The organism is Falsigemmobacter intermedius, from assembly GCF_004054105.1.
Classification (GTDB): domain Bacteria; phylum Pseudomonadota; class Alphaproteobacteria; order Rhodobacterales; family Rhodobacteraceae; genus Wagnerdoeblera; species Wagnerdoeblera intermedia.
In genome coordinates this window covers 144,986-168,695 of record NZ_SBLC01000007.1, presented here as the reverse complement: position 1 = coordinate 168,695, position 23,710 = coordinate 144,986, and the positions used below count along the sequence as shown (strand labels likewise).

Below are 23,710 nucleotides of genomic sequence, written 5' to 3'. Positions count from 1 at the left end.
CACTGACCCTGGCCGGGGCCGGTGACGGGGCCAGTTTAGCAGAACGCAGATACAGAAGGGTCATCCTTTCAGAGGTGATGCCTTATAACACCCCAAGGCCAGTTCCGTGCCGCTTTCTGCGCTGCCTCAGGCCGCCTCAAAATGCAAAGGCTGGCGCAGGAACTGCGTGGCCTTTGAGGAGACGCTTTCCGCATCACCCGTGGTCAGGAATTTCGACACTTTGCCCGGGCCGAGGAACTCGGGGTGGCGCTGCAGATAATCGGCCAGCGATTCGGCCACCAGATCGGCCTGGCTGAAAACCCTGACCTCCGGCCCGAGCGCCTTGCGGAAGGCACCTTCCAGCAGCGGGTAATGGGTGCAGCCGAGGATCGCGGCCTCGGGGTAGGGCATGCGGCGCTTCAGCGTTTCGACATGGCTGCGCACCAGGGCTTCGGCCAGCTGCTCATCGCCCTGCTCAATAGCATCGACGACGCCGGTGCAGGGCTGCGCCTCAACATCAACGCCGATGGCGCGGAAGGCGAGTTCACGCTGAAACGCGCGGCTGGCCACGGTCGCAGGCGTTGCAAAGAGGGCGACGTTTTTCACCTCAACCTCGCGCGGTGGCGAGTTGTCGCCCCATTTCCGCTCGGTCAGGGCCTCAATCATCGGGACGAAGACGCCCAGCACGCGTTTGTCTTTCGGCAGCCAGGTTTCCTGCATCCGCTTCAGCGCGGCGGCAGAGGCGGTGTTGCAGGCGAGAATCACCAGATCACAGCCCTCCGCCCAGAGCCGTTCTACGGCGGCGCAGGTCAGATTGTAGATGTCGTCATGGCTGCGCACGCCATAGGGCGCATGGGCATTGTCCCCAAGATATACAAAGGGAACCTCCGGAAGGCGTTTGCTGACCGCGTCCAGAACGGTCAGGCCACCAAGACCGGAATCAAACACACCCACTGCCATCTCGGACGTCCTCTGTCTTCGGCTGAAACCCCGGCGGAGCGGTCCTGTGCCGTCTCCCTCCGTTCCTGCGGTGATAGGCTATTCTTGCGTGATGATCCACCCCATGACGGCATTTGCGCAATAAATCGTGTTTATTGGGGAATAAATCGAAGAATCTTGCGCATGTTCCGTCATACACCGGGAAGAAGAAGGGCGATTATCGCAGGAGGGGGAAGAAAATGGCAGCACCGGTAAACCGGTTTAAAGCGGCGCTGAACGCAGGGCAGCCGCAGATCGGGCTCTGGGTCTCATTCGGCAGTCCCAATGTGGCCGAAATGCTGAGCCATTGTGGCTATGACTGGCTGGTCATTGATGGTGAGCATTCGCCAAATGACCTGCCGCTGATGCTTTCGCAGCTTCAGGCGGCGGCTGAGGGGGGCACCCATTGCGTCGTGCGGGTGCCGATCGGAGAGGCCTGGCTCATCAAGCAGGTGCTGGATATCGGCGCGCAGACCGTGCTGGTCCCCATGGTGGAGACGGCAGATCAGGCCCGCGAGCTGGTCCGCGCCATGCGCTATCCGCCCGAGGGGATGCGCGGCATGGGGATGCTGGGGCGCGGGGCGCGCTATGGCATGATCCCGGATTATGCCACCACCGCCAATGCCGAGGTCTGTCTGCTGGTTCAGGTGGAAAGCCGCGCCGGTCTGGCGGCCCTTGATGAGATTTGCAGCGTCGAAGGGGTGGACGGGGTCTTTATCGGCCCGGCGGATCTGTCTGCCGATATGGGGTATCCGGGCAATTCCGCCGCTCCGGAAGTGCAGGACGCCATCCGCGATGCTTTGGGTCGGATCCGGGCCCATGGCAAGGCCGGCGGCATCCTGGTCGGCGGCGCGCAGGCGGGCAAAGAGGCTGTGGCGAACGGCGCGGTCTTTGTGGCGATCGGCCACGACGTCGGGCTTTTGCGGGACGGGGCTCTGGCGCTCAGGGCGCAGATGGGCTGAGGGTCAGGCGGCTTTCCATCACGTCGCAGGATCTGATGCCGAAGACCGGCGCGGCAAAGGGCATGCGCTGCCGTTTGATCAGGCGAAAGCCGCAGCGCTCATAAAGCGCCCGCGCCCGGGGGTTGCTCTCGGCCACATCAAGGCGCAGGGCCTGATAGCCCTCCGCCAGGGCGCGGGTGGCCAGTTCCTCCAGAAGGGCGCGCCCGATCCCCTGGCTGCGGCGGGCGGGTGCGACGCTGATGCCGTCGATGAGGAAACGCTCATTGTCGGTGTCGACGCCCAGAAGCCGCATCGCGCCGATCCGCCAGAGGCTGCCTGCGGGGCCGTAAAAGCGCCGCAGGAGCCCCGGCGTCAGGCTGACAAAACTGCCGCCGGGGCTGCGAAAGCCAGCCACACCAACCACTTCGCCCGCCGCTGTGACGGCCGCAAGCGCGTGGTGCGGGTCGAGGGCCGCGCGGATCACGGGCAGGGCGCGCGGCGACGGCCCGAGGAGGCGGCCCAGCTTGCCCTCAAAGGCCTGCCAATAGAGGCCGGCCGCCTGATCGCGGGCGCCCTCTGCCAGAAAATGCAGCGGAAGAATGCGGAAATCCTGGTTCAAAGGTGACTGCCTCTGCGGCCCATTGCTCTCGTCAGGGTGAAGCCTTAAGCGAGATTTACAGATCCCGCGGGGAGGGGGCAATGCAGGCAGAGCAAAGCACATCCGGTTCAATCGGCGACAAAAGTTCGGTGCGGCGCGCTTTTCTGCGCGGCGTCCTCGTCTCCTCGCCGTTTTTGCTGGTCATCATCCCCTTTGCGATGCTTTTTGGCGTGCTGGCGACCGAAGCGGGTCTTGATCTGCTGACGGTTATGGCCTTCACGGTGGCGGTCTTTGCAGGCTCGTCGCAGCTGACGGCGCTGCAGCTGATGCAGGACAATGCGCCGGCGGCGGTGATCCTTGCGACCTCGCTGGCGGTGAACCTGCGGATGTCGATGTATTCGGCTGCGCTGACGCCCTGGCTTGGGCGGCTGGGCCTGTGGTCCCGCGCCTGGGTGGCCTTTTTGCTGGTCGATCAGTCCTATGCGGCTTCGGTCGCGGAATATGAGCGTAATCCGAAGCTGACCGGGCCGGAACGTCTGGCCTATTTCTTCGGCACCGTCGTGTTGATTGCACCCTTCTGGTATCTGGCGACCGGGGCGGGGGCGATCCTCGGGGCGCAGATCCCGCCGGAACTGGCTCTGGATTTCGCAATGCCGCTGAGCTTTATCGCGCTGACCGCCCCGATGCTGCGGACGATCCCGCATCTGGTGGCGGCCTTCACCTCGGTTACTCTGGCGCTGACGCTGACCTGGCTGCCCTGGTCGAGCGGCATTCTGGTCGCGGCGATCACGGCCATGCTGGCGGGCGCCTTCACCGAGATGGCTCTGGAGAAACGGGCATGAGCTATTCGACGCTTGAGATCTGGTTCATCATCATCGGGCTGGGTGTCGGCACCTTCCTTCTGCGGTTCTCGTTTCTGGGGCTGATCGGCTCTCGCGAGCTTCCGGTGTTTTTCCAGCGGATGCTGCGCTACACCGCCGTGGCCGTGCTGCCGGGGATCGTGGCACCCCTGGTGCTCTGGCCCGCAGCGGCAGGCGGGGCGACCGATCCCGCGCGGCTGATCGCCGCCGGGGTGACGGCGGGGCTTGGCTGGTATCTGCGCAATATGCTGCTGGCGATCCTGGGCGGCGCGGTGACCTTCTTTCTGCTGCAGGCTTTCGTCTTCGGCTGAGAGACTTGCTGCGGCAATGCAAAAGGGCGGCTCCGGAAAGAGCCGCCCTTTGCGTTTTAAACGGACCGGCGCGTCAGTTGCCGCCCTGGATCGCCTTTGCAATCACCGGCGAGACCAGCGGCACGCGGTCCGGCTCATTCTGATCCGGCGAGCCGTAGACGATCTGCGTTTTCACACCCGGCAGGGTGGCAAAGCTTTCCATCAGGCTTTTCGGGAACATGGTCGATTGAACGCCCTCAAAGCCCGGCAGCTGGCTCAGCAGTTTTGAGGTGGCAGAGGTGCAGAAGGCCGAAGGCACGGGGCCGTTGTCGCGGGCGAGCTGATAGGCGCGCTCTGCGACTTCGGGGCTGACCTGCACGCGCTGGATCACGGCATGGAAGGGGCCGGCCGACTGGAAGGCGAAGTAATTCGCCTGCATCTGCGGGGTCATACCATAGCGCAGATCGTGGCGCTCAGGTGCGCGCGGGTCGTCCCAGTTGCCGGCGGGGTCAAACAGCACGCGCTCAGAGGCGTTGATCAGCAGCCCCGTATGCGCACCCTCTCCCGAGCGGTCATTGATCGAGGTGACCAGCATCAGCTCAGGCGGGCCCTGATGAACATAACGCGCGGCTTTCACCGCCTCATCCGGAGCCCAGACCCGTTCCGCTGCACAGCCCGAGAGGCTGAGGGCCACGAGAACACCCGCTACAAAACGCACCATGTAAGAAGTCCCGGATCAGGCGTTGGCAAGCGCGAGGAAGACCAGCGTCAGCGCCGAAAGAATGCCCACCCAGGTCGCGAATTTGATGAACCCTTTATAGGTCGCCTGGTGGACGGTGATGTCCATGCTGCCGTGTTTGTGTTCGGCCATGTTGGTAATCTCCTCAGTCAATCTGTCGCAGTGCTAGCGGATTAGCGCGTCTGTGTCATTACCCCTTCGCGGTGCAATCCGGCCCTGTTGCGCCGGAACCGCGCTGCGCAGGATTAAAGCATCTGCCACTGCCAGACGCCGTTTTCGTCGAGGGTGCGGCTGATCTCTCCGGCTTTCCAGAGGTGGTTGAGATGCGCCACCGATTCCGCCATGGCGAGGCCGAACTGATCGCCCGTGATCTCACGCCCGAAGAGCGGGACAAAGCAGTCGCAGGCGGTGCGCGGCTCTGCCAGATGCCGGCGCAACCGCTTTAAGGCGCCGTGGTGGTTCTCGGTCATCTGCCGCAGCCGGGTCGGCAGGCCGGTGAAGGGCAACTTATGGCCGGGCAGCACCAGATGGTCTTCGCGGGCATGGGGCAGGAAGCGGTCATTGGCCGCCATCCATTCGGTGATCGGATCAGCCTCAGGCTCGGTGGCATAGATGCCGATATTGGCCGAGATACCGGGCAGGATCTGATCGCCGCCAATCACCAGAGGGCCGCCCTCTTCCCAGAGGGTCACATGCTCCGGGGCATGGCCATGGCCGATGCGGACCCGCCAGTCACGTCCGCCCATGCGCAGCCGCTCGCCCTCCTGCAGGCGCAGATAGCCCAGCGGCATGGGGGCCGATTTATCGGCGGTGTTCATCGGACGCTCCGCAAGGCGCTGGGCGATGCGCGCTTCATCCATCCCGGCTGCTTTCCAGAAGCGGACCGTTTCCGGCGGCGGCGCCTCCTGGACATCCAGAAGCAGCATCCGCGCCATCAGCCATGAGGTGCGCGAGGTCAGAAGCTGCGCGCCCTGATCCTGAAACCAGCCCGCAAGCCCGGTGTGATCGACATGGTGATGGGTCAGCAGCACCCGTCTGACCGGCCGGAACGCCAGCGGCCCCGCCAGAAGGGCATCCCAGACGCCGCGGATTTTGCGGGTATCGATCCCGGTGTCGACGATGGTCCAGCCATCGCCGTCGTCAAAGGCATAGACGTTGACGTGATCAAGCACCCAGGGCAGCGGGATGCGGATCCACAGCACACCTTCAGCGATTTCAACGGCCTGACCAGGCTCCGGCGCATCGGGAAAGGGAAAACGGATCGGGCCGGAACTGGTCGTCTGGGTCATGAAGCGAGCGATTCGATGTTATGGGCGTAAAGATCGCCCGCACCTTCGCGCATCTCAGCCAGAAGTGCACCATATTGTGGCAGCAATCGCAGGATAAAGCTGCGCGCCAGCGCGGTGCGTGCCCCCGTGCCGCCTTCGGCCAGAGCCGCTTTCAGATGAAAATGCGCCCCGAGCACCAGGGCAAAGGCCCGCTGATAGGCGACCGAGCCGGCCAGGCGGTCGGTCATCTGCTGCGCCAGCAGCGCATCCGTGCCTTCGCGCAGCGATTCCGCGGCCTGCCAGACCGCCCCGGCCAGATCGGGCAGACCGGCGCGGGCAGCCTCGGCACCCTCTTCGATCTCCTCGATCAGACGGAAGGCAGCCTCGCCCTGATCCATCATCTTGCGGCCCACAAGGTCGGCGGCCTGAATGCCGTTGGTGCCTTCATAAATCGCGGTGACGCGGACATCGCGCAGGTATTGCGCGGCGCCGGTCTCTTCAATGAAGCCCATGCCGCCGTGGATCTGGATCCCTGCCTGAGCGACCGCGATCCCGGTGTCGGTGCCATAGCTTTTGGTCAGCGGGGTCAGCAGGGCGGCGCGGGTCTCCCATTCTGCATCGCCGGTGGCGCGGGCCATGTCGATCGCCACGGCATTGGCCAGCGCAATGGCGCGGGCGGCGAAAAGTTCAGCCTTCATGGTGACCAGCATGCGGCGCACATCCGGGTGGTCAATGATCGCACCATGGCTGCCGGCCACGGGTTTGCCCTGCACCCGCTCCATCGCATAGGCCAGCGCATGCTGGTACGCCCCCTCCGCCGCCGAGATCCCCTGGATGCCGACGCCGAGACGGGCGTTGTTCATCATGGTGAACATCGCCGCCATGCCTTTATGCGGCGCACCCACCATCCAGCCGGTGGCACCGTCAAACTGCATCACCGCCGTCGGGCTGCCGTGCAGACCCATCTTATGCTCGAGGCTCACGACCTTCAGGCTGTTGGCCACGCCGGGGTTGCCCTCAGCATCGGGGATATATTTCGGCACGATGAAAAGGCTGATCCCCCGGGTGCCGGGCGCGCCATCGGGCAGGCGGGCCAGAACCAGATGGCAGACATTTTCGGCCACATCATGATCGCCCCAGGAGATAAAAATCTTCTGCCCGGACACCGCATAGCTGCCGTCGCCCTTCGGCTCGGCCCGGCTGCGCAAAGCGCCGACGTCTGACCCGGCCTGGGGCTCGGTCAGGTTCATGGTGCCGGTCCATTCACCCGAGATGAGTTTTGGCAGATAAAGCGCCTTAATCTCATCAGAGGCGTGATGCTCCAGAGCGTCGATCTGCCCCTGGGTCAGCAGCGGGTTGAGCTGCAGCGCCAGGCAGGCCGCGCCCATCATGTCATTGACGCAGCTGTTAAGCGTCAGCGGCAGCCCCATGCCGCCAAACTCCGGATCCGCCGAGGTGCCGACCCATCCCCCTTCGGCGATCTGGCGGTAGCCGTCAGCGAAACCGGGACTGGCGCGGACCACGCCATTCTCCAGCTTCGCGCCCTGCAGATCGCCGTTGCGATTGAGCGGGGCCAGCACCTCTTCGCTCAGCCGTCCCGCGCCGCTCAGGATCGCATCCACGGTCTCCGGTGTCGCATCCGCAAAACGCTCTGTCGCACTGACCTGCGCAAAATCAACGACATGATCGAGAATGAAGCGGAACTCTTCGACATTCGCGCGATAGGGCATAAGGTCCTCCGGAGGGCTGCCGGGTTGCAGGACCGGCGGGGCTGTGGCACGGGTGTTTCGCGGGCAGACTAGCCGCTGCCCCGTTCCTCGCAACCGATACGCGGCGTCAGATATGCTTACGACCCTACGTCTGAAACCCGATGAAGCGGGTATTTTCCGCGCTGCGGAACTGCTGCGGGCGGGCGGGCTTGTCGCCTTCCCGAGCGAGACGGTTTACGGCCTCGGCGGCGATGCCCGCAACGATGACGCGGTCGCGGGGATCTATGCCGCCAAGGGCCGCCCCTCCTTCAATCCGCTGATCGTGCATCTGCCTGATCTCGACGCCGTGCGCCGCTACGCCGAGGTCGGCCCTGAGGCAGAGGCGCTGGCCCGCGCTTTCTGGCCCGGGCCACTGACCCTGGTGCTGCCGCTGCGCCCCGATGCCGGACTTTCCCCAAGGGTGACGGCGGGCAACAGTTCGCTTGCGGTCCGCATTCCGGCCCATCCGGTGGCGCGGGCCCTTCTGCAGGTCTCGGGCGTGCCGATGGCGGGGCCTTCGGCCAATCCTTCGGGCCGCATCAGCCCGACCACGGCAGATCACGTCCTCGAAGGTCTCGACGGCCGGATCGCAGCGGTTCTTGATGGCGGGGCCTGCCAGGTCGGGGTCGAATCGACGATCCTCGCGCCGGGAGAGCCGCCGCAACTGCTGCGGCCGGGTGGCATTTCTGCAGAAGACATCCTTGAGGTGCTGGGCAGGCTGCCACTGCGCCCGGACCAGGACCCGGCGCGCCCCGTCGCTCCGGGGCAGCTTTCGTCGCATTACGCGCCTGAGGCCCTCGTGCGCCTGAACGCTGAGACCGCCGGCCCGGATGAGATCTTCATCGGCTTCGGCCCGATCGGGGGGGCGCCCGAACTGAACCTCTCGCCCTCAGGCGATCCGGCGGAAGCGGCGGCCCGCCTTTTCGCCGTGTTGCGCGCCGCCGACCGGCTGGCCGGGCAGGGGGGGCGCATCGCCATCGCACCGGTTCCGGCCACGGGGATTGGACTGGCCATCAACGACCGGCTGAAGCGCGCCGCCGCTCCGCGCTGAGATAAAGAAAGGCCGGGGACCCCCCGGCCTTTTTGCAGCCCTCAGATCCCGGTCAGACCAGCCCGGCGATGGTCGCACGCAGTGTCTCAACGCCCTCACCCTTCTCGGAAGAGGTGATGATGATCTCAGGATAGGCCGCCGGATGTTTGGCCAGCGCAGCCTGCACCTGGGCAATATTGGCCTCACGGGTGGCATTATTGACCTTGTCCGATTTGGTCATCACCACCTGGAAGGTCACGGCTGAGCGGTTCAGAAGCTTCATGATCTCTTCATCGACCGCCTTCACCCCGTGGCGGGTGTCGATCAGCACAAAGGCCCGGCGCAGCGTGGCGCGGCCCGAGAGATACTGCTTCAGCAGCGCCTGCCATTTGGCCACAATCGCCACCGGAGCCTCGGCATAGCCATAGCCCGGAAGGTCGACGAGATAGCGCTCTTCGCCGAGTGTGAAGAAGTTGATCTCCTGGGTCCGGCCCGGCGTGTTCGAGGCCCGTGCCAGCGTCTTGCGACCGGTCAGCGCGTTGATCAGGCTGGATTTTCCGACGTTTGAGCGGCCCGCAAAACAGACCTCAATCCGGTCGGCGGGCGGCATGCCGGACATGGCAACCACGCCCTTGAGAAATTCAACCGGACCCGCAAAAAGCAGACGGCCTTTTTCAGAAGCTTCAAATTCGGGTTCGGGGGCGAGAGGGAACTTCAGGCTCATCCTGGGGCACCTTTAAGAGCTTGGGCGGACGGGCCGCACGTCAATATGTCAGGGGATCTTATAAATGAGAAGCGGACGCGGGGGCACCCCCTCGCGTCCGCGGCTCGAAAACGGGGCGTCAGCCCTTATTTCTTTTTCTTCTCAGCAGCCCGTTCCGCTTCCGCGGCTTTCTCTGCCAGGGCTTCACGCAGCGATTTGCGTTTCCGCGCGGCTTTGATGTTGCCGAAGATATCGGGCTTATGGCCATGGCTGCGCATGATCACATATTGCTGGATGAAGGTGATGATGTTGTTGGTGATCCAGTAAACGACCAGACCCGAGGCAAAACCACCCAGCACGAACATGAAGATCCAGGGCATCCAGGCAAAGATCTGCTGCTGCATCGGATCAGCCGGGGCCGGGTTCAGCTTCTGTTGCAGCCACATGGTGCACCCCAGCAGGATCGGAAGGATCCCGATGAAGATCATCGCCAGCATCGAATTCGGCTCAGGCGCTGCCCAGGGCAGGAAGCCGAAGGCGTTGAAGATCGAGGTCGGATCCGGCATCGAGAGATCCTGGAACACGCCGAAGAAGGGCGCGTGACGCAGCTCGATGGTGACGAAGATCACCTTGTAAAGACTGAAGAAGATCGGGATCTGCAGCAGCATCGGAAGGCAGCCCGCAGCCGGGTTCACCTTCTTCTCGCGGTAAAGCTTCATCATCTCCTGCTGAAGCTTCTGGCGGTCGTCGCCCACGCGCTCCTTCAGGGCCTCCATCTCCGGCTGCAGTTCTTTCATGCGCGCCATCGAGACGTAGGATTTATAAGCCAGCGGCAGAACCAGCGCCTTCAGAATGAAGGTCAGCGCCACGATCGCCCAGCCCATATTGCCGATCAGGCCATTGAGCCAGTGCAGCACTGCAAAGATCGGCTTGGTCAGGAAGAAGAACCAGCCCCAGTCGATCGAATCGACAAAGCGCTCAATCTTCTGCTGTGAGGGATCCGCCTCTGCGCCGGTCAGACGCGCAAGGAAGCCCGGATCATTTTCATAGCTGCGAATGGTCGCCCATTCTTTCGCACCGGCATAAAGGCGGCTCTCGGCGCTCGCCGTCGCACCCGGCTCAACGGTCACCGCCGGAAGACGGGCCTCGGCCTGATAAACGTCACGGGCCGGGAAATATTTCTGCACCGAGGTATAGGCCTGACCCGCCGAAGGGATCAGCGCGGTGAGCCAGTATTTGTCACCAAAGCCCAGCCAGCCGCCCTCTTTCACGTCCGTCGACAGCATCGGCACACCCTCGGTGTCCGAGGTACGCGCGTCCTGCAGGTCGCTGTAATCCGTTTCGGTCAGAATGCCGTCGGCCACTTCCAGCAGCCCTTCATGCGAGATGAAGAAGCTCTGGTAATCCGTCGGGATCCCGTGACGCGAAATCATGCTGTAGGGCGCAAGGCGAATGGCCTCAGCACTCTGGTTCTCGACCGATTGGGTGACGGTGAACATATAGTTCTCATCCACCGCAAAAACGCGGCGGAAGGTCTGGCCTTTGGTATTGGCCCACTCAAGGGTCACCGGATTGCCAGGAGCCAGCACCTCACCCGAGACGGCCTGCCAGGGCGTATTCGGGCCCGGTACATCGTCATGGGTCAGGCTGCCACCGGGGGCCCAGCCGTAAAGCGCATAAAAGGCGTTCGAGCCATCCATCGGCCGCAGAAGGCGCACGATATCCGAGGCATCGTCGGTGGTCTCGCGGTAATCACGCAGCTGCAGATCATCGAGACGACCCCCGGTCAGCGCGACCGAGCCGGTCAGACGCGGCGTGTCAAGTTTCAGACGCGCGGTCTCAGGCGCCGGAATGGCGGCGGTCTCGCCGGTCACACCCGCAAGGGCGGGTGGCAAAGTCTCACCCTGGACTGCGACCGGAGCATTCGGGTCCGTCACCGGGTCTGCGGGAGGAAAAACCACAAACCAGACGAGGATCACGAGAAAGCTCAGTGCCGTCGCCAGTATGAGGTTCTTGTTCTGATCGTCCATGGGCAACCACCTGCTATTCTGGTGAGGTGGTTCAACAGAGAAGGGGCGTCGAGGTCAAGCGGAAAGGCAGCCTGCCCCGCCGCAGCCTGTCTTTTAAGCCGAAACAGGCCCTGTCTTTGGCTTTTTTTAAATACTCCCGGGGGTGCGGGGGCAGGCAGCCCCCGCGGCGTAGCCGCCTGTCACGCCCCCCCCCTGCGAAGGACAGGCCACCGGCTTCAGACAGGCTTCAGACTGGTCGTTGCATAATTGACCGAAAGATCCTTCGCCGACAGGCTCCAGCGCCAGGAAATCGGATTGAAAACCATGCCGCGCCGGTCCACCGGGGTCAGACCCGCGCCACGGATCAGCTCATAAAGCTCATCGGGGGTGATGAACTTTGCCCAGTCATGGGTCCCCTTCGGCAGCCAGCGCATCACATGCTCCGCCCCGATAATCGCCATCAGATAACTTTTCGGATTGCGGTTCAGCGTCGAGCAGACCATCAGCCCGCCGGGCTTTAACAGATCATGGCAGGCGCGCAGATAGGCGGCGGGATCCGAGACATGCTCGATCACCTCCATATTCAGCACCACATCAAACTGCTCTCCCGCCTCGGCCAGAGCCTCAGCCGTGGTGTGACGGTAATCGATCTCGAGCCCCGACTGCGCGGCATGGATCCGCGCCACCGGCAGGTTCTTTTCGGCCGCATCGGCGCCCACAACGGTGGCCCCCAGCCGTGCCATGGGCTCTGAGAGCAATCCGCCGCCGCAGCCGATATCCAGCAGCCTCAGCCCCTCAAAGGGCTTTTCCGCCTTAAGGTCGCGCCCGAATTCCCCGGCGATCTGCTGGCAGATGTAATCCAGCCGGCAGGGATTCATCATATGCAAAGGGCGGAATTTACCATTGGTGTCCCACCATTCAGCGGCCATAGCCTCAAACTTTGCCACTTCGGCGGGGTCGATGGTGCTGCTCATCTGCTTGCTCCTTGCGGCGCGGCTTTGATCGGGCCACTTTAGACAGATATACAGGGGAGCCGATGGACAGGACAACCGCACAGCCGACCGCCTTCGATTATCTTTATCCGGCGATTGAGCCCTTTGACCGGCGGATGATCGAGACAGGCGACGGGCATCGCATCTATGTCGAGCAATGCGGCAACCCTCTGGGGCAGCCCGTTCTCGTGGTCCATGGCGGCCCCGGCGGCGGCTGCAGTCCGGCGATGCGGCGCTTTTTTGACCCCGACCATTACCGGATCGTGCTTTTCGATCAGCGCGGCTGTGGTCATTCGCAGCCCTCGGCCAGCGTGGTGAGGAACACCACCTGGCATCTGGTCTCGGATATGGAAATGATCCGCGAAACACTCGGGATCGAAGCCTTCCTGCTCTTTGGCGGCTCCTGGGGGGCCACGCTCTCGCTGGTTTATGCCATCACCCATCCGTCGCGGGTCACCGGGCTAGTGCTGCGCGGGGTCTTCCTGATGGAAGCCTCTGAGCTGGCCTGGTTCTACGGCGGCGGGGCCGGGCAGTTTTACCCCCGCGAATGGGCGCGTTTCGTGGCGCCTATCCCTGAGGGGGAGCGCGGCAATCTGATCGCCGCCTATCACGCGCGCCTCTTCAGCGGCGATCTGAGCGAGGAGATCCGCCACGCCCGGATCTGGGCCGGATGGGAGAACGCACTGGCCTCAGCCCGCCATATCGCGGCGGGCGATGTCCCGGGCGATTACGCAAGGGCTTTCTCGCGGCTGGAGTGCCACTATTTCCATAACGCTGGCTTTCTGGAGACGGATGGCTGGATTTTGCAAAATCGCGCGCGCATTGCCCATCTTCCCGCCATCATCGTTCAGGGTCGTTTTGACATGATCTGCCCGCCGCTTGCGGCGTCGCGTCTGGCCGAAGGCTGGGCGGGGGCGGAGCTGCAGATGGTGCCCATGGCCGGACATGCCATGTCCGAGCCGGGAATCGCAGCAGACCTGGTCGCCGCCACCAACCGCATGCGCCACCACGCTGAGCGGGCGGGATGACGGCCACAGCACATCCGGCGCCATAAGCTCCGGATCTGACGTCTTATTTGTGGAAGATGGTCGGGGCGGAGGGATTCGAACTCTCGACCTACGGTACCCAAAACCGTCGCGCTACCAGGCTGCGCTACGCCCCGACTGCCCTCTCCTTAGCGAAGGATTTGCGGCTTGAAAAGGTCAGTCGCACGGCCAGGCTGCAGTTTCCTGCGAAAAGGCCGGATGTCGCATCACATCGCCGGGCTTAATCCCCATGCGCCGGGCATAACCGCCGTTAATTTCCAGCACTGCCAGCACGTTATCTCCGCCGTCGATGATGGTTTCATCCTGAGGCTTTGCGTTGGAATGAACGTGACGGATCGTGCCGGTCTCATCGGCAAAGATCATATCGAGCGGGATCAGCGTGTTTTTCATCCAGAACTGCCCCGGACCGGGGCGGTCATAGATAAAGATCATCCCCGCACCCGGGTCGAGATGGTCGCGCCACATCAGACCCCGCGCGCGGGTGGCATCGCTGTCGGCCACCTCAACGCGAAACCGCATTTCGCCGGAGGCGCCTTTCAGCTCCACCAGATCGGGGCGGCAGGTTTGTGCGGTGACAGGCGCAGCAGCGCCCGCCAGAAATACGGCAGCCAGAGCCCCCGTCAGTTGTCGCGTAAAGCAGCTTCCCATGACAGCACCTGCACGGCCATACGACCGCGCTTCCCTTCGATGATTCTCAGGCCTACGGCTTCGCCGGGCTGAAGGTCAGCAAAACCTGACTGTCGCAGAATTTCAATATGCACGAAGATATCTTCAGGACGTCCGAACACATTTGCAAAGCCGAAGCCCTTGCCCTTGTCGAACCACTTAATCCGCGCCGGCTCAATGGCCAGATCGCCGATCCGCTCTGCCATCTCAGGCGAGAGATCCTCAGTCAGCGCCGGCCCGGTGCTCTCGGGCGGACGAATCGAAATAATTTCAACGGCCTGCGTCCCCCGCGCGGTCCGCTGAATCTCGACATCGATCTCGGCCCCGTCCGCGATCGAGCCCTGTCCGAAATTACGCAGCACATTTGCATGCAAAAGAATATCCGGTCCGCCTTCATCGCTGACGATGAAGCCAAAGCCTTTTACCGGATCAAACCACTTTACCCGACCCTGGATACGTTCCCGATCCAGGATCTTGCTGTTATCTTCCATTGTTCGAGCCTTTTCCCCAGTCTCAGCTCACACTCCGTGGTTGTGCCCTTGCCTGATGTGTTAATCAAGGTCAATCGCCAGGAGTTCCGGGGCGCAGCTTTAGGAAAGTTTGCCCCGGCGCAATCTATGCGAAAGAGTGATGCGCAATCCCTCAGGGGTTAAGACGCAAAATTTCCCAAGGGGCTTCAACGCTCTCCCGCCGCCAGCGGAAGCGGTCGTGCAGACGGAAGGCGCCATCGGCCCAGAATTCGACCTCAAGCGGCGTGATCCGGAAGCCCCCCCAGAAGGGCGGGCGCCTGGGTGACGGGCCCTGCTTCAGAGTGACCTTTGCCACCTCCGCCAGCAGTGTTGCGCGCGAGTCGAGCGGCTCAGACTGCCGGCTGGCCCAGGCGCCCAGACGCGACTGCAGATTGCGGCTGGCGTAATAGGCATCGGCCTCCGGGCCTTCGCTTCGGCTGACAAGACCGCGCACCCGGATCTGGCGGCGCAGGCTTTTCCAATGCATCACGAAGGCCGCTTTGCCGCTGGCCTCAATCTCGCGCCCCTTGGCTGAGGTGTAGTTGGTGTAAAAGGTGAAGTCATCCTCGCCGATGTCTTTCAGAAGCACCATGCGCACATTGGGCAGCCCATCCGCATCCACCGTCGAAAGCGCGATGGCATTGGGATCATTGGGTTCGGTCTTCTCTGCCTCGGCCAGCCAGCGGCGGGCGATTTCTGACGGGGTTTCCCCTGCGAAAATACCAGTGCGGTCCATGGTCGTCCCCTCTCGCGGCTGCCGGATCCTGTCTCAGACCTATACCCTGTCCGGGAAGAGGTGAAGCTCTGCAAAGCCTTCCTGCGCTGCAAATCCGGTGCAGAACAGGGTGGGGCTGCCGCTGCGATGCCCGGCGGCGCAGACCACTTCCGGGCCTCGATCTTTGAGATTTTTTCGTCAGTTCGCCGCAGCCGGTGGCTCAGCGCTTGGCTTGGCGGGGCGGCTGTGGCACAATCAGGCTGTGAAGCCGACCGGCTTCGGTCTGCGGCTGTTCTCCCTGAGGGCAGCCGCCGTATTTATTTAGGCGTCAGAGCCGTTGCGGGGCCGGATGGTGGTGCTTCGGGGCTGGAGCCTTGTCATATCGCCATTACCTGAGAGGATCCTATGGCTCCCGAGCGTCTGCCTCATGAAAAAGGGTTCCACATTTCCTGGGACCAGATCCACCGCGATTCCCGTGCGCTTGCCTGGCGCCTTGACGGCCGCGGCCCTGGGGAAGGCGGCACCTGGAAAGCTGTGGTCGGCATCACCCGCGGGGGTCTTGTTCCGGCGATGATCGTCTCGCGTGAGCTGAACATCCGCGTGGTCGATACCATTTCGGTCAAAAGCTACTCGCATCAGGACCGCGCCGAAGCCGTGGTGACCAAAGCGCCCCAGGCCGATCTTCTGGGCGATGGCGAAGGTATCCTGATCGTTGATGACCTGGTCGACAGCGGCAAAACCATTGAGCTGGTGCGTCGCCTCTATCCCAAAGCGCATTTCGCCACCGTCTACGCCAAACCGGCGGGCCGCGTGCAGGTGGATACCTTCATCACAGAGGTCAGCCAGGACACCTGGATCTTCTTCCCCTGGGATATGGCGCTGCAATATGTGCAGCCCTTCCGTGGCGCAGATTGATCTTCCGATCTGATCTGAGACAGAAAAACAGAAAAAAGGCACCGCAGTCTGCGGTGCCTTTTTATTGTGCGATCAGCTGAAAATCTGATCGTAATGCTGATCGATATAGATGCGCAACCAGGGGGTGTAAGCCTCGGGTGTGATTCGGATCGCCTCGCGCAGGGCGTCAGCGGTCATCCAGCGGGTTGCGGCGACCTCTTCGGCAGCGGGCGCGAGGGGCATATCCGGCGGCGCTTCGGCCGTGAAAATCTGCACAACCTCATGCTCGGTCAGTCCGCCGCCGACATCGGCGCGGTATTCGACCTCTCCGGCCGCAGAAAGCGTCAGCCCGGTAATTCCCAGTTCTTCACGCAGCCTGCGGCTGGCACAGGCCTGCATCTCTTCTTCCCAATGCGGGTGCGTGCAGCAGGTATTCGCCCAGAGGCCGGGGGTATGATATTTGCCAAAGGCCCGTTGTTGCAGCAGAATTTCTTCGCCACGGCGCACAAAAACTGAGATCGCAGGGTGGCGCAGGCCCCGCCTGTGCACCTCAAGCTTTTCCATCGGGGCAAGCTGGCCGGCGGCGTTATAGGCCGGGATCATCTGTACGGTCATGGCTTTGGCTCCTTCGCAGGTCATATGGGTCTGCGAGGCCGCTTTTGCCAGAGCCTTTGCGCCGCAGCCGCAGACGCGATAGCGTGGCCCTATGTTGCGGATAACGGATGAAATCCGGATCGAAGACTGGGAACTGACAGAGCAGTTTACCCGATCTCAGGGTCCGGGCGGGCAGAATGTAAATAAAGTGGAAACTGCAGTTGAGCTGCGGTTTGAGGCGGCGCGTTCGCCGGGGCTGAGCGATCCGGTGAAGAACCGGCTGCGCCGGCTGGCCGGGCGGCGGTGGCTTGAGGACGGGGCGATCCTGATCCGGGCAGAGGAGACCCGGTCACAGGCGCGCAACCGCGAAATCGCCCGTGAGCGGCTGGTTGAGCTGATCCGCGCGGCCCTTGTGGCCCCGAAACGCCGCATTGCCACAAAGCCCACCCTTGCCAGTCAGCGCAGACGGGTGGCAGCAAAGCAGGCAAGGGGCGCGCTGAAGTCCAGTCGCGCCAAAGTGGGGGACGAAGACGAATGACCGAAGATCTGCTCGCGCGCCGCGCCCGGCTGATGGGGCCGGAGGTGCCGACCTTTTACCGCAACCCGCTCCATCTGGTGAAGGGTGAGGGGGTCTGGCTCTGGGACAAAGCGGGCAAACGCTATCTCGACTGCTACAACAACGTCCCCCACGTCGGGCATTCGCACCCCAAAGTGGTTGAGGCGATCACCGCCCAGGCCCTGACGCTGAACACCCACAGCCGCTATCTGCACGAAGGCGTGCTGGATTATATCGAGCGCCTGGGCGCCACCTTCCGCCATGAGACCACCCAGGCCATCATGGTCTGCACCGGATCCGAGGCCAATGATCTGGCGCTGCGCATGGCCCAGGCGGTGAACGGCAAGACCGGGATTATCGCCACCGACAATACCTATCACGGCAATTCGGCCCTGACCTCCGGGTTGTCGTCGCGCCGCCCGCCGGTGGGGGGCTATCCGCAAAATATCATCCGGGTGCCTGCGCCCGACAGCCTGGCCCCCGTGGGCGGCAGTCGGGAAGGTCAGGCCCAGGCCTTTGCCGCGCATGTGAAGGCGGCGATTGCTGAGCTTGAGACCCGGGGCTTTGGATTTTCCTCGCTGATCCTTTGCCCGCTGTTCGCCAATGAGGGGCTGCCCTGTGTGAAAAAGGGCTTCCTCGATCCCACGGTGGCTGCGGTGCGGGCGGCGGGTGGTGTGATCATCTGCGATGAGGTGCAGCCCGGTTTCGGCCGCGCCGGAGAGGCCTTCTGGGGCCATGAGGTCTTAGGCTTTGCCCCCGATATCGTGACCCTGGGCAAGCCCATGGGCAACGGCCATCCCATCGGCGCAGTCTTTGCGCGGCCCGATGTGATGCGTGCCTTCCGCGAAGTTTTCGCCTATTTCAACACCTTCGGCGGCAATCCGGTCTCGGCGGCTGCGGCCATGGCGGTGCTGGATGTCATGGAAGAAGAGGGCCTGCAGCAGAACGCCCGCGAGGTCGGAGCCTATACGCTGGACGGTCTGCGCAGTCTTTCGCACCCCTGGATCGCGGAGGCACGGGGGCAGGGGCTCTTCTTTGGTCTGGAGTTCCTGACGCCCGAAGGTGCACCCGCCACCGCCTTTGTAGCCGATGTCATCGAGGCCATGCTGGAGCGCGGCGTTATTCTCAACAACATCGGACGCAACCGGAACACGCTGAAAATGCGCCCGCCGATGCCCTTTACCCGCGAAAACGCTGACATGCTGATCGCCGCTCTGCAGGACGCGCTGAACAGCACTCCGGTGCGGGCATGAGCGCGGAGGCGGTTGAGGCCGCCGCCCTCTGGGGGGCACGGGATCTGCGCCCGATCACCGAGCGTGAGAATGCCGTTTATGCAATCACCCTGCCGGAGGGGCGTCCGGCTGCCCTGCGGCTTCACCGGCGCGGTTATCAGGAACCCTCGGCCATCCGGTCCGAGCTTTGGTGGTGCGCGGCTTTGGCCGCGGCCGGGGCGCCGGTCCCTGCGCCGCTGCCTGCGCTGTCGGGAGAGCTGTTGCAGCAGCTCTCCGGCGGGCGGCTCGTCTCGGTGATCGACTGGGTTGAGGGAGAGGCCATCGGCGCGGCAGCTCTGCCCCTTGCGGGCACAATGGCCGCGAAAGAGGCGCTGATGGCGGGCGTTGGCCGTCTGATCGCCACCTGTCATCAGGCCACCGACGGGCTCTCTTTGCCGCAGGGGTTCACCCGCCCCTCCTGGGATGCCGAAGGGCTGGCCGGGGAAAACCCGCTTTGGGGGCGCTTTACGGATCACCCGCTGCTGACCTCCGCAGACCGCGATATTTTGCACAAATCTCAGGCAGTTGTCTTTGAGCGGGCAAAGTCCGCACAAATTTCAGGCGATTACGGTCTGATCCACGCTGATGTGCTGCGCGAGAATGTTCTTTCCGGACCAAAGGGCTATTCCCTGATCGACTTTGACGATTCAGGCTTTGGCCTGCGCGCCTATGATCCTGGCACTCTGCTCAGCCAGAGCCTGAGCGAGCCGGGATTGCCGGATCTCGTGCAGGCGCTTTGTGAAGGGTATCGCGCGGTGCGTGTGCTGGATGCGGATCTTTTACCGGTGATGACGCTGGCACGCTGCTGCGCCTCGGTGGGATGGGTGATGACCCGTCTGCCGATGGAACACCCGGTGCAGAAAAGCCATATTGCGCGGGCGGTTGGCTTTGCGCGTAAAGTATTGGACGGAAAGGAAGATCCTTGGGCCTGATGGCATTTCTGCGCGGTATGATCTTCCGGCCCCGGGCCTTGCAGACCGGGGTCATCTGCCTGCGCGAGGGGCCTGAGGGCTATGAGGTGCTGCTGGTGCGGACCCTTGATACCGGTCGCTGGATCATCCCCAAGGGCTGGCCGATGGATGGCAAAACCCTGGCGGAAGCGGCCGAGATTGAAGCCTGGGAAGAGGCGGGGGCGAAGGGGCGGATGATGCCTGAGGAATTTGCCCGGATCCCCTCTAACAAGCGGCGCAACGGCGGGCTTGAGGTGCCGACGGATCTGGCGATTTTTGTGATGACCGGGACTGAACTGCTCGACGACTACCCCGAGGCCGGAAAACGCGAACGCAGAATGTGGCCCATCGATCTGGCCGCCCGCCGCGCTGATGTCGACGCCCTCGGAGAGGTGATTACAGCCCTCAGCGAGCGTCTGGGCGGAGCGCCGCCGCAGGGCTGATCCGCCGCACTTGTCCTTTGCTGCACTTTCGCCGAAGGTCGCAGGCCCCCCCTGACCGACCCGGAGACCCTGACCGCCATGGCGCTGCCGCCCGATCCGCAATGGAAAACGCTCGATAAAGACCTGGGCCGGATCGGCACGCTGGAGCTTGCGGGGCGCCATGTGGCGCGGCCACTGCTGGCACCGGGGCTGGCTCTGGCCTTCGTGGCGATTGTGGCGCTGGGCTCGGGCATTGTGCCGGTCTCTGCGGGGGGCGGTCTGCCGGTGATCCTGGCCTCGATCCTTGCGGCCTATCTGGCGCTGACGATCGGGGCCAATGATGTCGCCAATAACGTCGGCCCCGCCGTGGGCGCGCGGGCCCTGACCCTGGGCGGGGCGCTCGTGCTGGCGGCGGTCTGCGAGATGGCGGGTGCACTGATCGCGGGCAGCGATGTGGTGGCGACGATCTCAGACGGGATCATCCATGCTGAAGTCTTCCCCTCCGAGGGGGCCTTTGTGCGGGCCATGATGGCGGCACTGCTGGCCACGGCGCTCTGGCTGCATCTGGCGACCTGGGCGGGGGCCGCCGTCTCAACCACCCATTCGATTATCGGCGGCGTTGCAGGGGCGGCTCTGGCCGCTGCAGGGCCGCAGGCGGTGGACTGGGGACTTCTGGGGGTGATCTCCCTCAGCTGGGTGGTCTCGCCGCTGGTGGGCGGGCTGCTGGCGGCCGCGCTTCTGGCCTTCATCAACCACGCGATTGCAGAGGCTGAGGACCGGATTGCGGCAGCGCGGCTCTGGCTGCCGGTGCTGATGGCGCTGATGGCGGGGGCCTTCACGGTCTATCTGGGGGCAAAGGGCCTGGCGGTGCATACGGGCAGCGGCTGGCGCACGGCGCTGGGGCTGGGGCTCGTGGTGGCGCTGCTGACCTGGGGGGGCGCACGGCCCCTGGTGCGGCGGCAGGCTGAGGGGCTGTCGAACAAGCGTAAGGCGCTGAAAAAGCTGTTCTCTCCGCTGCTGGTCGTCTCGGCGGCGCTGCTGTCCTTCGGGCATGGGGCCTCCGATGTCTCCAACGCGGTCGCCCCTCTGGCGGCGATCGTGGGGGTCTATTCAGAGGGGGGCGGCGGGGCCTATATGGAGGCCGTGGGCCTTCCTTTCTGGGTCATGGCCATTGGCGGGGCGGGCATCGCGCTGGGGCTTTTGCTTTTTGGCCCGCGCCTTGTGCTGCTGGTCGGCGAAGAGATCACCCGGCTGAATCCGGTGCGGGCTTTCTGCGTGGCGCTTGCCACGGCGGTGGCCGTGATTGCGGCGGCGGCCATGGGGCTGCCGGTCTCCTCAACGCATATCGCGGTGGGGGCGATCTTCGGCCTTGGCTTTTACCGCGAATGGCGCGAGGCGGCGCGGGGCCGCAAGCTTCGCGGAAAAGCGGATGCCCCGGTGGAAGAGCGCCACCGCCGCCGCCTGGTGCGCCGCTCGCATGTGCTGACCATGCTGACGGCCTGGATCATCACGGTGCCGCTGACGGCGGCGCTTTCGGCGGGGGTTTTTCTGCTGTTGTCGAAGCTGACGGCCTGAGCCATTCGCGCAGCACATCGCGGTGCAGTTCCGCAATGCGGTGGCCTTCATCAATCGCCTCTGCCGCACGGTGAAAATCGAGAGCAGAAAGATCCTGCAGCCGCGCCCCGATCAGCAGATCCGGCGGATCCCCGGCCAGACGGCTGCGGCGGATCCGCTCTGACATAATGTCGAGCGCCTGGGCCACCAGCGAGAGATACCCCGGCGCGGGCGGCGCAGCCCGCGGCAGTTTATCGGAGCGGAGCGGGATCAGCCGCGCAAAGCGCGAGGGGGCCGGAGCCGTTGCAGCCTCACCCTCCGGGGGCAGGGGGTGGCTTGTGGGGCGCAGCACCCGGGTGGTGGGATTGACCGCCACCACGCTGACGGCCCCCATGGCGCGGGCGACCGAGACCGGCACCGGATTGACGACCGCCCCGTCGATGAGCCAGCGCCCCTCCAGCCACTGGGGCGCCAGGATCCCCGGCATGGCGGCCGAGGCGCGGATCGCGGGGGCCAGATCCCCCCGTTGCAGCCAGATCTCCTGTCCTAGATTCAGGTCCGCTGCAACCGCCGTGAAGGGCAGCGACAGATCCGAAAAAGACCCGCTCAGCCCCAGGCTTCCCAAAAGATGCGAGATACCGCCGCCGCCGATCAGCCCGCCTGAGCCCGGGCGCAGATCCAGCATCCTCAGCACCCGGCTGCGGGTCAGGCTGCGGGCGAAATCCTCAAGCGCATCCAGCCTGCCCGCCGCCCAGGCGGCCCCCACCAGCGCCCCCATCGAGCAGCCGATCAGCATATCCGGGCGCAGACCAAGCGCGTCGATCCCGCGCAGCACACCAATGTGACACCAGCCCCGCGCGCCCCCGGAGCCAAGAACAAGGGCCGTGCGGCCTGTGGGCTGGGCAGTCATGGGGCGCCTCCTTCTGTGATTGCATCCAAGTTAACGCAAAGACGCCAGTTTAGCGCCGCTCTCTTGCCAGCAGATGAAAGGCGCGGCTAAACCCGGGGCATGAGCCTGCCTGATCTGTCCCGCCTGGCCGAGCCTGGCACCGAAATCCGCCTGCGCGTGACCCCGCGCGGCGGCCGTGATGCGATTGAAGAGACCGCAGACGGTCTGAAAGTCCGCGTCTCGGCCCCGCCGGAGGATGGCAGGGCCAATGACGCCGTGCGCCGACTGCTGGCAAAAGCCATGGGCGTGGCGCAAACCCGGCTGACCCTGGTGCGCGGGGCGACCTCGCGGGAAAAATGCTTCAGATTTGACTGACTGGCCCGGTCCCCCGTGGCGGAAATGCCGCCGCCCGGCTCTCCCGGCACCGCCGCTCTGGCAGGGGTGAAAAGGCCATGCTAGGCCTTTGCTGAGGGCAGAGGGAAGGTCCGCGAGATGACTGGCAGTGACGGTTCCGGGGGCGCAGGTCTGGCCTCGGGGGAGAATCTGAAAGGCGCGGGCTTCATGCTGCTGGCTATGGCAGCTTTTACCATCGGCGATTCGCTGATGAAGCAGGTCTCGCAGATGATGCCGCTTTATCAGGCTGTTGCGCTGCGCGGTCTGATGACGCTGCCGCTTTTGCTGCTGGTCGGCAAAGTAAGCGGGGGGCTGCATTTCGACCGCCTCTGGCGCGAGCGCAGGCTGATCGGGCTGCGCACCTTTGCCGAAGTGCTTTCAACGGTGACCTTTTTTCTGGGGCTGGTGGCGCTGCCGCTGGCGATTGTGACGGCCATTCTGCAGGCCACGCCGCTCGCGGTGACGGCAGCGGCTGCGCTTTTTCTGGGCGAAAAGGTCGGGCTGCCGCGTCTTCTGGCGATCTGCGCGGGGTTTTGCGGGGTGCTGCTCATCATCCGGCCCGGTTCTGACGGCTTTGGGCTGCCGACGGTTTTTGTGCTCATCTCGGTCTGCTTTGTGGTGCTGCGCGATCTGAGCACGCGGCGGCTGCCGAAAGACATCCCCTCGGCCAGTGTCGCCTTTCTGGCGGCGAGCGGGGTCTTTCTCGTCTCGCTGGCGATCGCCTCTCGTGAGCCCTGGGACGCGGTGCCTGCGGAGGCGATCCCGTTGCTGCTCGGGGCAGGTTGTGCCCTGGTGACGGGCTATATTTCGGTGATTCGATCCATGCGGACAGGGGATGTCAGCTTCGTCACCCCCTTTCGCTATTCAGCGCTCCTGTGGGCGCTGCTGCTCAGCTGGCTGATCTCGGGGTATTTCCCCGACGGGCTGACGCTTTTCGGCGCTGCGGTGGTTGTGGCTTCGGGAATTTTCACACTCTGGCGGGAAGGGCGGCGCAGACGCGCTGCGGCACGGGGGTAACGCCTTTCGGCTTTCATCGCGGCTGAGGCTTTGCAGACCTTGACCGGGCCTGCCTGAGCCGGTGCAATAGGCGCAGCTGCCCAACGTTCATTTCCCCGG

General features: G+C 64.1%; 27 protein-coding genes and 1 tRNA gene. 13 read left to right on the top strand and 15 right to left on the bottom strand.

Annotation, left to right across the window (positions count from 1 at the left end):
• Window positions 1-126: 126 nt before the first annotated feature.
• Window positions 127-939, bottom strand: coding sequence for a glutamate racemase (locus EP867_RS07145; RefSeq protein ID WP_128487600.1), 813 nt, complete (start codon window positions 937-939; stop codon window positions 127-129).
• A 218-nt stretch (window positions 940-1,157) separates the two neighbouring features.
• Between EP867_RS07145 and EP867_RS07140 the strand changes: the two genes are divergently transcribed.
• Window positions 1,158-1,919, top strand: a complete 762-nt coding sequence (locus EP867_RS07140; RefSeq protein WP_128487598.1) for an HpcH/HpaI aldolase family protein — start codon at window positions 1,158-1,160, stop codon at window positions 1,917-1,919.
• Here EP867_RS07140 and EP867_RS07135 read toward each other — a convergent pair.
• Entirely contained in the window at window positions 1,900-2,517 is a 618-nt protein-coding gene (locus tag EP867_RS07135; RefSeq protein ID WP_164888786.1) for a GNAT family N-acetyltransferase, read from the bottom strand. The genes EP867_RS07140 and EP867_RS07135 overlap by 20 nt on opposite strands.
• Window positions 2,518-2,597: 80 nt before the next feature.
• Between EP867_RS07135 and EP867_RS07130 the strand changes: the two genes are divergently transcribed.
• On the top strand, window positions 2,598-3,338 hold the full coding sequence (locus EP867_RS07130) for an AzlC family ABC transporter permease (protein ID WP_128487594.1): 741 nt from the start codon (window positions 2,598-2,600) through the stop codon (window positions 3,336-3,338).
• A complete protein-coding gene (locus EP867_RS07125) occupies window positions 3,335-3,667 on the top strand; it encodes an AzlD domain-containing protein (RefSeq protein ID WP_128487592.1) in 333 nt (110 codons plus the stop codon). The genes EP867_RS07130 and EP867_RS07125 overlap by 4 nt, the downstream gene beginning before the upstream one ends.
• 73 nt (window positions 3,668-3,740) lie before the next feature.
• On the opposite strand, the gene EP867_RS07120 is transcribed toward EP867_RS07125, so the two are convergent.
• The 4 genes from EP867_RS07120 to EP867_RS07105 all read right to left on the bottom strand — a co-directional run bounded on the left by EP867_RS07120 (window position 3,741) and on the right by EP867_RS07105 (window position 7,383).
• Complete coding sequence (locus EP867_RS07120; RefSeq protein WP_128487590.1) at window positions 3,741-4,367, bottom strand: hypothetical protein; 627 nt, start codon at window positions 4,365-4,367, stop codon at window positions 3,741-3,743.
• A gap of 15 nt (window positions 4,368-4,382) precedes the next feature.
• A complete protein-coding gene (locus tag EP867_RS07115) occupies window positions 4,383-4,517 on the bottom strand; it encodes an aa3-type cytochrome c oxidase subunit IV (protein WP_128487588.1) in 135 nt (44 codons plus the stop codon).
• A 113-nt stretch (window positions 4,518-4,630) separates the two neighbouring features.
• Entirely contained in the window at window positions 4,631-5,674 is a 1,044-nt protein-coding gene (locus EP867_RS07110) for an MBL fold metallo-hydrolase (RefSeq protein WP_128487586.1), read from the bottom strand.
• Complete coding sequence (locus tag EP867_RS07105; protein WP_128487584.1) at window positions 5,671-7,383, bottom strand: acyl-CoA dehydrogenase; 1,713 nt, start codon at window positions 7,381-7,383, stop codon at window positions 5,671-5,673. Before EP867_RS07105 ends, EP867_RS07110 begins: the two co-directional genes overlap by 4 nt.
• Window positions 7,384-7,495: 112 nt before the next feature.
• On the opposite strand from EP867_RS07105, the gene EP867_RS07100 reads away from it, so the two are divergent.
• Window positions 7,496-8,452: an L-threonylcarbamoyladenylate synthase gene (locus tag EP867_RS07100; RefSeq protein WP_128487582.1), complete on the top strand. Its 957-nt coding sequence runs from the start codon at window positions 7,496-7,498 to the stop codon at window positions 8,450-8,452.
• 52 nt (window positions 8,453-8,504) lie between these two features.
• Here the strand turns inward: EP867_RS07100 and yihA are convergent, their stop codons facing one another.
• The 3 genes from yihA to ubiG form a co-directional block, all read right to left on the bottom strand.
• Window positions 8,505-9,155 (bottom strand): ribosome biogenesis GTP-binding protein YihA/YsxC, encoded by a 651-nt coding sequence (yihA, locus tag EP867_RS07095; protein ID WP_128487580.1) that lies wholly within the window; start codon window positions 9,153-9,155, stop codon window positions 8,505-8,507.
• Between the two features lie 125 nt (window positions 9,156-9,280).
• The gene (gene yidC / locus EP867_RS07090; RefSeq protein ID WP_128487578.1) at window positions 9,281-11,164 is read right to left on the bottom strand and encodes a membrane protein insertase YidC; all 1,884 of its coding nucleotides are present in this window, start codon (window positions 11,162-11,164) and stop codon (window positions 9,281-9,283) included.
• Window positions 11,165-11,379: 215 nt separating this feature from the next.
• On the bottom strand, window positions 11,380-12,117 hold the full coding sequence (gene ubiG, locus EP867_RS07085; protein WP_128487576.1) for a bifunctional 2-polyprenyl-6-hydroxyphenol methylase/3-demethylubiquinol 3-O-methyltransferase UbiG: 738 nt from the start codon (window positions 12,115-12,117) through the stop codon (window positions 11,380-11,382).
• Window positions 12,118-12,179: 62 nt separating this feature from the next.
• Between ubiG and pip the strand changes: the two genes are divergently transcribed.
• Complete coding sequence (pip, locus tag EP867_RS07080) at window positions 12,180-13,163, top strand: prolyl aminopeptidase (RefSeq protein ID WP_128487574.1); 984 nt, start codon at window positions 12,180-12,182, stop codon at window positions 13,161-13,163.
• A 57-nt stretch (window positions 13,164-13,220) separates the two neighbouring features.
• Here the strand turns inward: pip and EP867_RS07075 are convergent.
• The 4 genes from EP867_RS07075 to pdxH all read right to left on the bottom strand — a co-directional run bounded on the left by EP867_RS07075 (window position 13,221) and on the right by pdxH (window position 15,092).
• Window positions 13,221-13,297 (bottom strand) — tRNA-Pro (locus EP867_RS07075).
• 40 nt (window positions 13,298-13,337) lie between these two features.
• Window positions 13,338-13,829, bottom strand: coding sequence for a DUF192 domain-containing protein (locus EP867_RS07070; RefSeq protein ID WP_128487572.1), 492 nt, complete (start codon window positions 13,827-13,829; stop codon window positions 13,338-13,340).
• Complete coding sequence (locus EP867_RS07065) at window positions 13,802-14,338, bottom strand: cold-shock protein (protein ID WP_128487570.1); 537 nt, start codon at window positions 14,336-14,338, stop codon at window positions 13,802-13,804. The genes EP867_RS07070 and EP867_RS07065 overlap by 28 nt, the downstream gene beginning before the upstream one ends.
• A gap of 151 nt (window positions 14,339-14,489) precedes the next feature.
• Window positions 14,490-15,092, bottom strand: coding sequence for a pyridoxamine 5'-phosphate oxidase (gene pdxH / locus EP867_RS07060; RefSeq protein WP_128487568.1), 603 nt, complete (start codon window positions 15,090-15,092; stop codon window positions 14,490-14,492).
• Between the two features lie 384 nt (window positions 15,093-15,476).
• On the opposite strand from pdxH, the gene gpt reads away from it, so the two are divergent.
• Window positions 15,477-15,986, top strand: coding sequence for a xanthine phosphoribosyltransferase (gene gpt, locus EP867_RS07055; protein ID WP_128487566.1), 510 nt, complete (start codon window positions 15,477-15,479; stop codon window positions 15,984-15,986).
• Window positions 15,987-16,058: 72 nt separating this feature from the next.
• Here gpt and idi read toward each other — a convergent pair whose 3' ends face one another.
• Window positions 16,059-16,580: an isopentenyl-diphosphate delta-isomerase gene (idi, locus tag EP867_RS07050; RefSeq protein WP_128487564.1), complete on the bottom strand. Its 522-nt coding sequence runs from the start codon at window positions 16,578-16,580 to the stop codon at window positions 16,059-16,061.
• A gap of 91 nt (window positions 16,581-16,671) precedes the next feature.
• Between idi and arfB the strand changes: the two genes are divergently transcribed.
• The 5 genes from arfB to EP867_RS07025 all read left to right on the top strand — a co-directional run bounded on the left by arfB (window position 16,672) and on the right by EP867_RS07025 (window position 21,333).
• Window positions 16,672-17,097 carry an alternative ribosome rescue aminoacyl-tRNA hydrolase ArfB gene (gene arfB, locus EP867_RS07045; protein ID WP_128487562.1) on the top strand — a complete coding sequence of 142 codons (426 nt, stop codon included), beginning with the start codon at window positions 16,672-16,674 and terminating at the stop codon, window positions 17,095-17,097.
• Window positions 17,094-18,368, top strand: coding sequence for an aspartate aminotransferase family protein (locus tag EP867_RS07040; protein WP_128487560.1), 1,275 nt, complete (start codon window positions 17,094-17,096; stop codon window positions 18,366-18,368). The genes arfB and EP867_RS07040 overlap by 4 nt, the downstream gene beginning before the upstream one ends.
• Window positions 18,365-19,318 (top strand): phosphotransferase enzyme family protein, encoded by a 954-nt coding sequence (locus tag EP867_RS07035; protein ID WP_128487558.1) that lies wholly within the window; start codon window positions 18,365-18,367, stop codon window positions 19,316-19,318. The genes EP867_RS07040 and EP867_RS07035 overlap by 4 nt, the downstream gene beginning before the upstream one ends.
• On the top strand, window positions 19,318-19,779 hold the full coding sequence (locus EP867_RS07030) for an NUDIX hydrolase (protein ID WP_128487556.1): 462 nt from the start codon (window positions 19,318-19,320) through the stop codon (window positions 19,777-19,779). The genes EP867_RS07035 and EP867_RS07030 overlap by 1 nt, the downstream gene beginning before the upstream one ends.
• Window positions 19,780-19,857: 78 nt before the next feature.
• Complete coding sequence (locus EP867_RS07025; protein ID WP_128487554.1) at window positions 19,858-21,333, top strand: inorganic phosphate transporter; 1,476 nt, start codon at window positions 19,858-19,860, stop codon at window positions 21,331-21,333.
• Here EP867_RS07025 and EP867_RS07020 read toward each other — a convergent pair.
• A complete protein-coding gene (locus EP867_RS07020; RefSeq protein ID WP_128487552.1) occupies window positions 21,266-22,222 on the bottom strand; it encodes a patatin-like phospholipase family protein in 957 nt (318 codons plus the stop codon). The genes EP867_RS07025 and EP867_RS07020 overlap by 68 nt on opposite strands.
• A gap of 99 nt (window positions 22,223-22,321) precedes the next feature.
• On the opposite strand from EP867_RS07020, the gene EP867_RS07015 reads away from it, so the two are divergent.
• Both EP867_RS07015 and EP867_RS07010 read left to right on the top strand, forming a co-directional pair.
• The gene (locus tag EP867_RS07015) at window positions 22,322-22,576 is read left to right on the top strand and encodes a DUF167 domain-containing protein (protein ID WP_128487550.1); all 255 of its coding nucleotides are present in this window, start codon (window positions 22,322-22,324) and stop codon (window positions 22,574-22,576) included.
• Window positions 22,577-22,693: 117 nt separating this feature from the next.
• Window positions 22,694-23,611: a DMT family transporter gene (locus tag EP867_RS07010; protein ID WP_241656849.1), complete on the top strand. Its 918-nt coding sequence runs from the start codon at window positions 22,694-22,696 to the stop codon at window positions 23,609-23,611.
• The last annotated feature ends 99 nt before the right edge of the window (window positions 23,612-23,710 follow it).

Excerpts from the sequence above, each read along its gene's own strand:
- EP867_RS07145 (WP_128487600.1), bottom strand. The coding sequence starts at position 939 with ATGGCAGTGGGTGTGTTTGATTCCGGTCTTGGTGGCCTGACCGTTCTG.
- EP867_RS07140 (WP_128487598.1), top strand. The coding sequence starts at position 1,158 with ATGGCAGCACCGGTAAACCGGTTTAAAGCGGCGCTGAACGCAGGGCAG.
- EP867_RS07130 (WP_128487594.1), top strand. The coding sequence starts at position 2,598 with ATGCAGGCAGAGCAAAGCACATCCGGTTCAATCGGCGACAAAAGTTCG.
- EP867_RS07125 (WP_128487592.1), top strand. The coding sequence starts at position 3,335 with ATGAGCTATTCGACGCTTGAGATCTGGTTCATCATCATCGGGCTGGGT.
- EP867_RS07120 (WP_128487590.1), bottom strand. The coding sequence starts at position 4,367 with ATGGTGCGTTTTGTAGCGGGTGTTCTCGTGGCCCTCAGCCTCTCGGGC.
- EP867_RS07115 (WP_128487588.1), bottom strand. The coding sequence starts at position 4,517 with ATGGCCGAACACAAACACGGCAGCATGGACATCACCGTCCACCAGGCG.
- EP867_RS07110 (WP_128487586.1), bottom strand. The coding sequence starts at position 5,674 with ATGACCCAGACGACCAGTTCCGGCCCGATCCGTTTTCCCTTTCCCGAT.
- EP867_RS07105 (WP_128487584.1), bottom strand. The coding sequence starts at position 7,383 with ATGCCCTATCGCGCGAATGTCGAAGAGTTCCGCTTCATTCTCGATCAT.
- EP867_RS07100 (WP_128487582.1), top strand. The coding sequence starts at position 7,496 with ATGCTTACGACCCTACGTCTGAAACCCGATGAAGCGGGTATTTTCCGC.
- yihA (WP_128487580.1), bottom strand. The coding sequence starts at position 9,155 with ATGAGCCTGAAGTTCCCTCTCGCCCCCGAACCCGAATTTGAAGCTTCT.
- yidC (WP_128487578.1), bottom strand. The coding sequence starts at position 11,164 with ATGGACGATCAGAACAAGAACCTCATACTGGCGACGGCACTGAGCTTT.
- ubiG (WP_128487576.1), bottom strand. The coding sequence starts at position 12,117 with ATGAGCAGCACCATCGACCCCGCCGAAGTGGCAAAGTTTGAGGCTATG.
- pip (WP_128487574.1), top strand. The coding sequence starts at position 12,180 with ATGGACAGGACAACCGCACAGCCGACCGCCTTCGATTATCTTTATCCG.
- EP867_RS07070 (WP_128487572.1), bottom strand. The coding sequence starts at position 13,829 with ATGGGAAGCTGCTTTACGCGACAACTGACGGGGGCTCTGGCTGCCGTA.
- EP867_RS07065 (WP_128487570.1), bottom strand. The coding sequence starts at position 14,338 with ATGGAAGATAACAGCAAGATCCTGGATCGGGAACGTATCCAGGGTCGG.
- pdxH (WP_128487568.1), bottom strand. The coding sequence starts at position 15,092 with ATGGACCGCACTGGTATTTTCGCAGGGGAAACCCCGTCAGAAATCGCC.
- gpt (WP_128487566.1), top strand. The coding sequence starts at position 15,477 with ATGGCTCCCGAGCGTCTGCCTCATGAAAAAGGGTTCCACATTTCCTGG.
- idi (WP_128487564.1), bottom strand. The coding sequence starts at position 16,580 with ATGACCGTACAGATGATCCCGGCCTATAACGCCGCCGGCCAGCTTGCC.
- arfB (WP_128487562.1), top strand. The coding sequence starts at position 16,672 with ATGTTGCGGATAACGGATGAAATCCGGATCGAAGACTGGGAACTGACA.
- EP867_RS07040 (WP_128487560.1), top strand. The coding sequence starts at position 17,094 with ATGACCGAAGATCTGCTCGCGCGCCGCGCCCGGCTGATGGGGCCGGAG.
- EP867_RS07035 (WP_128487558.1), top strand. The coding sequence starts at position 18,365 with ATGAGCGCGGAGGCGGTTGAGGCCGCCGCCCTCTGGGGGGCACGGGAT.
- EP867_RS07030 (WP_128487556.1), top strand. The coding sequence starts at position 19,318 with ATGGCATTTCTGCGCGGTATGATCTTCCGGCCCCGGGCCTTGCAGACC.
- EP867_RS07025 (WP_128487554.1), top strand. The coding sequence starts at position 19,858 with ATGGCGCTGCCGCCCGATCCGCAATGGAAAACGCTCGATAAAGACCTG.
- EP867_RS07020 (WP_128487552.1), bottom strand. The coding sequence starts at position 22,222 with ATGACTGCCCAGCCCACAGGCCGCACGGCCCTTGTTCTTGGCTCCGGG.
- EP867_RS07015 (WP_128487550.1), top strand. The coding sequence starts at position 22,322 with ATGAGCCTGCCTGATCTGTCCCGCCTGGCCGAGCCTGGCACCGAAATC.
- EP867_RS07010 (WP_241656849.1), top strand. The coding sequence starts at position 22,694 with ATGACTGGCAGTGACGGTTCCGGGGGCGCAGGTCTGGCCTCGGGGGAG.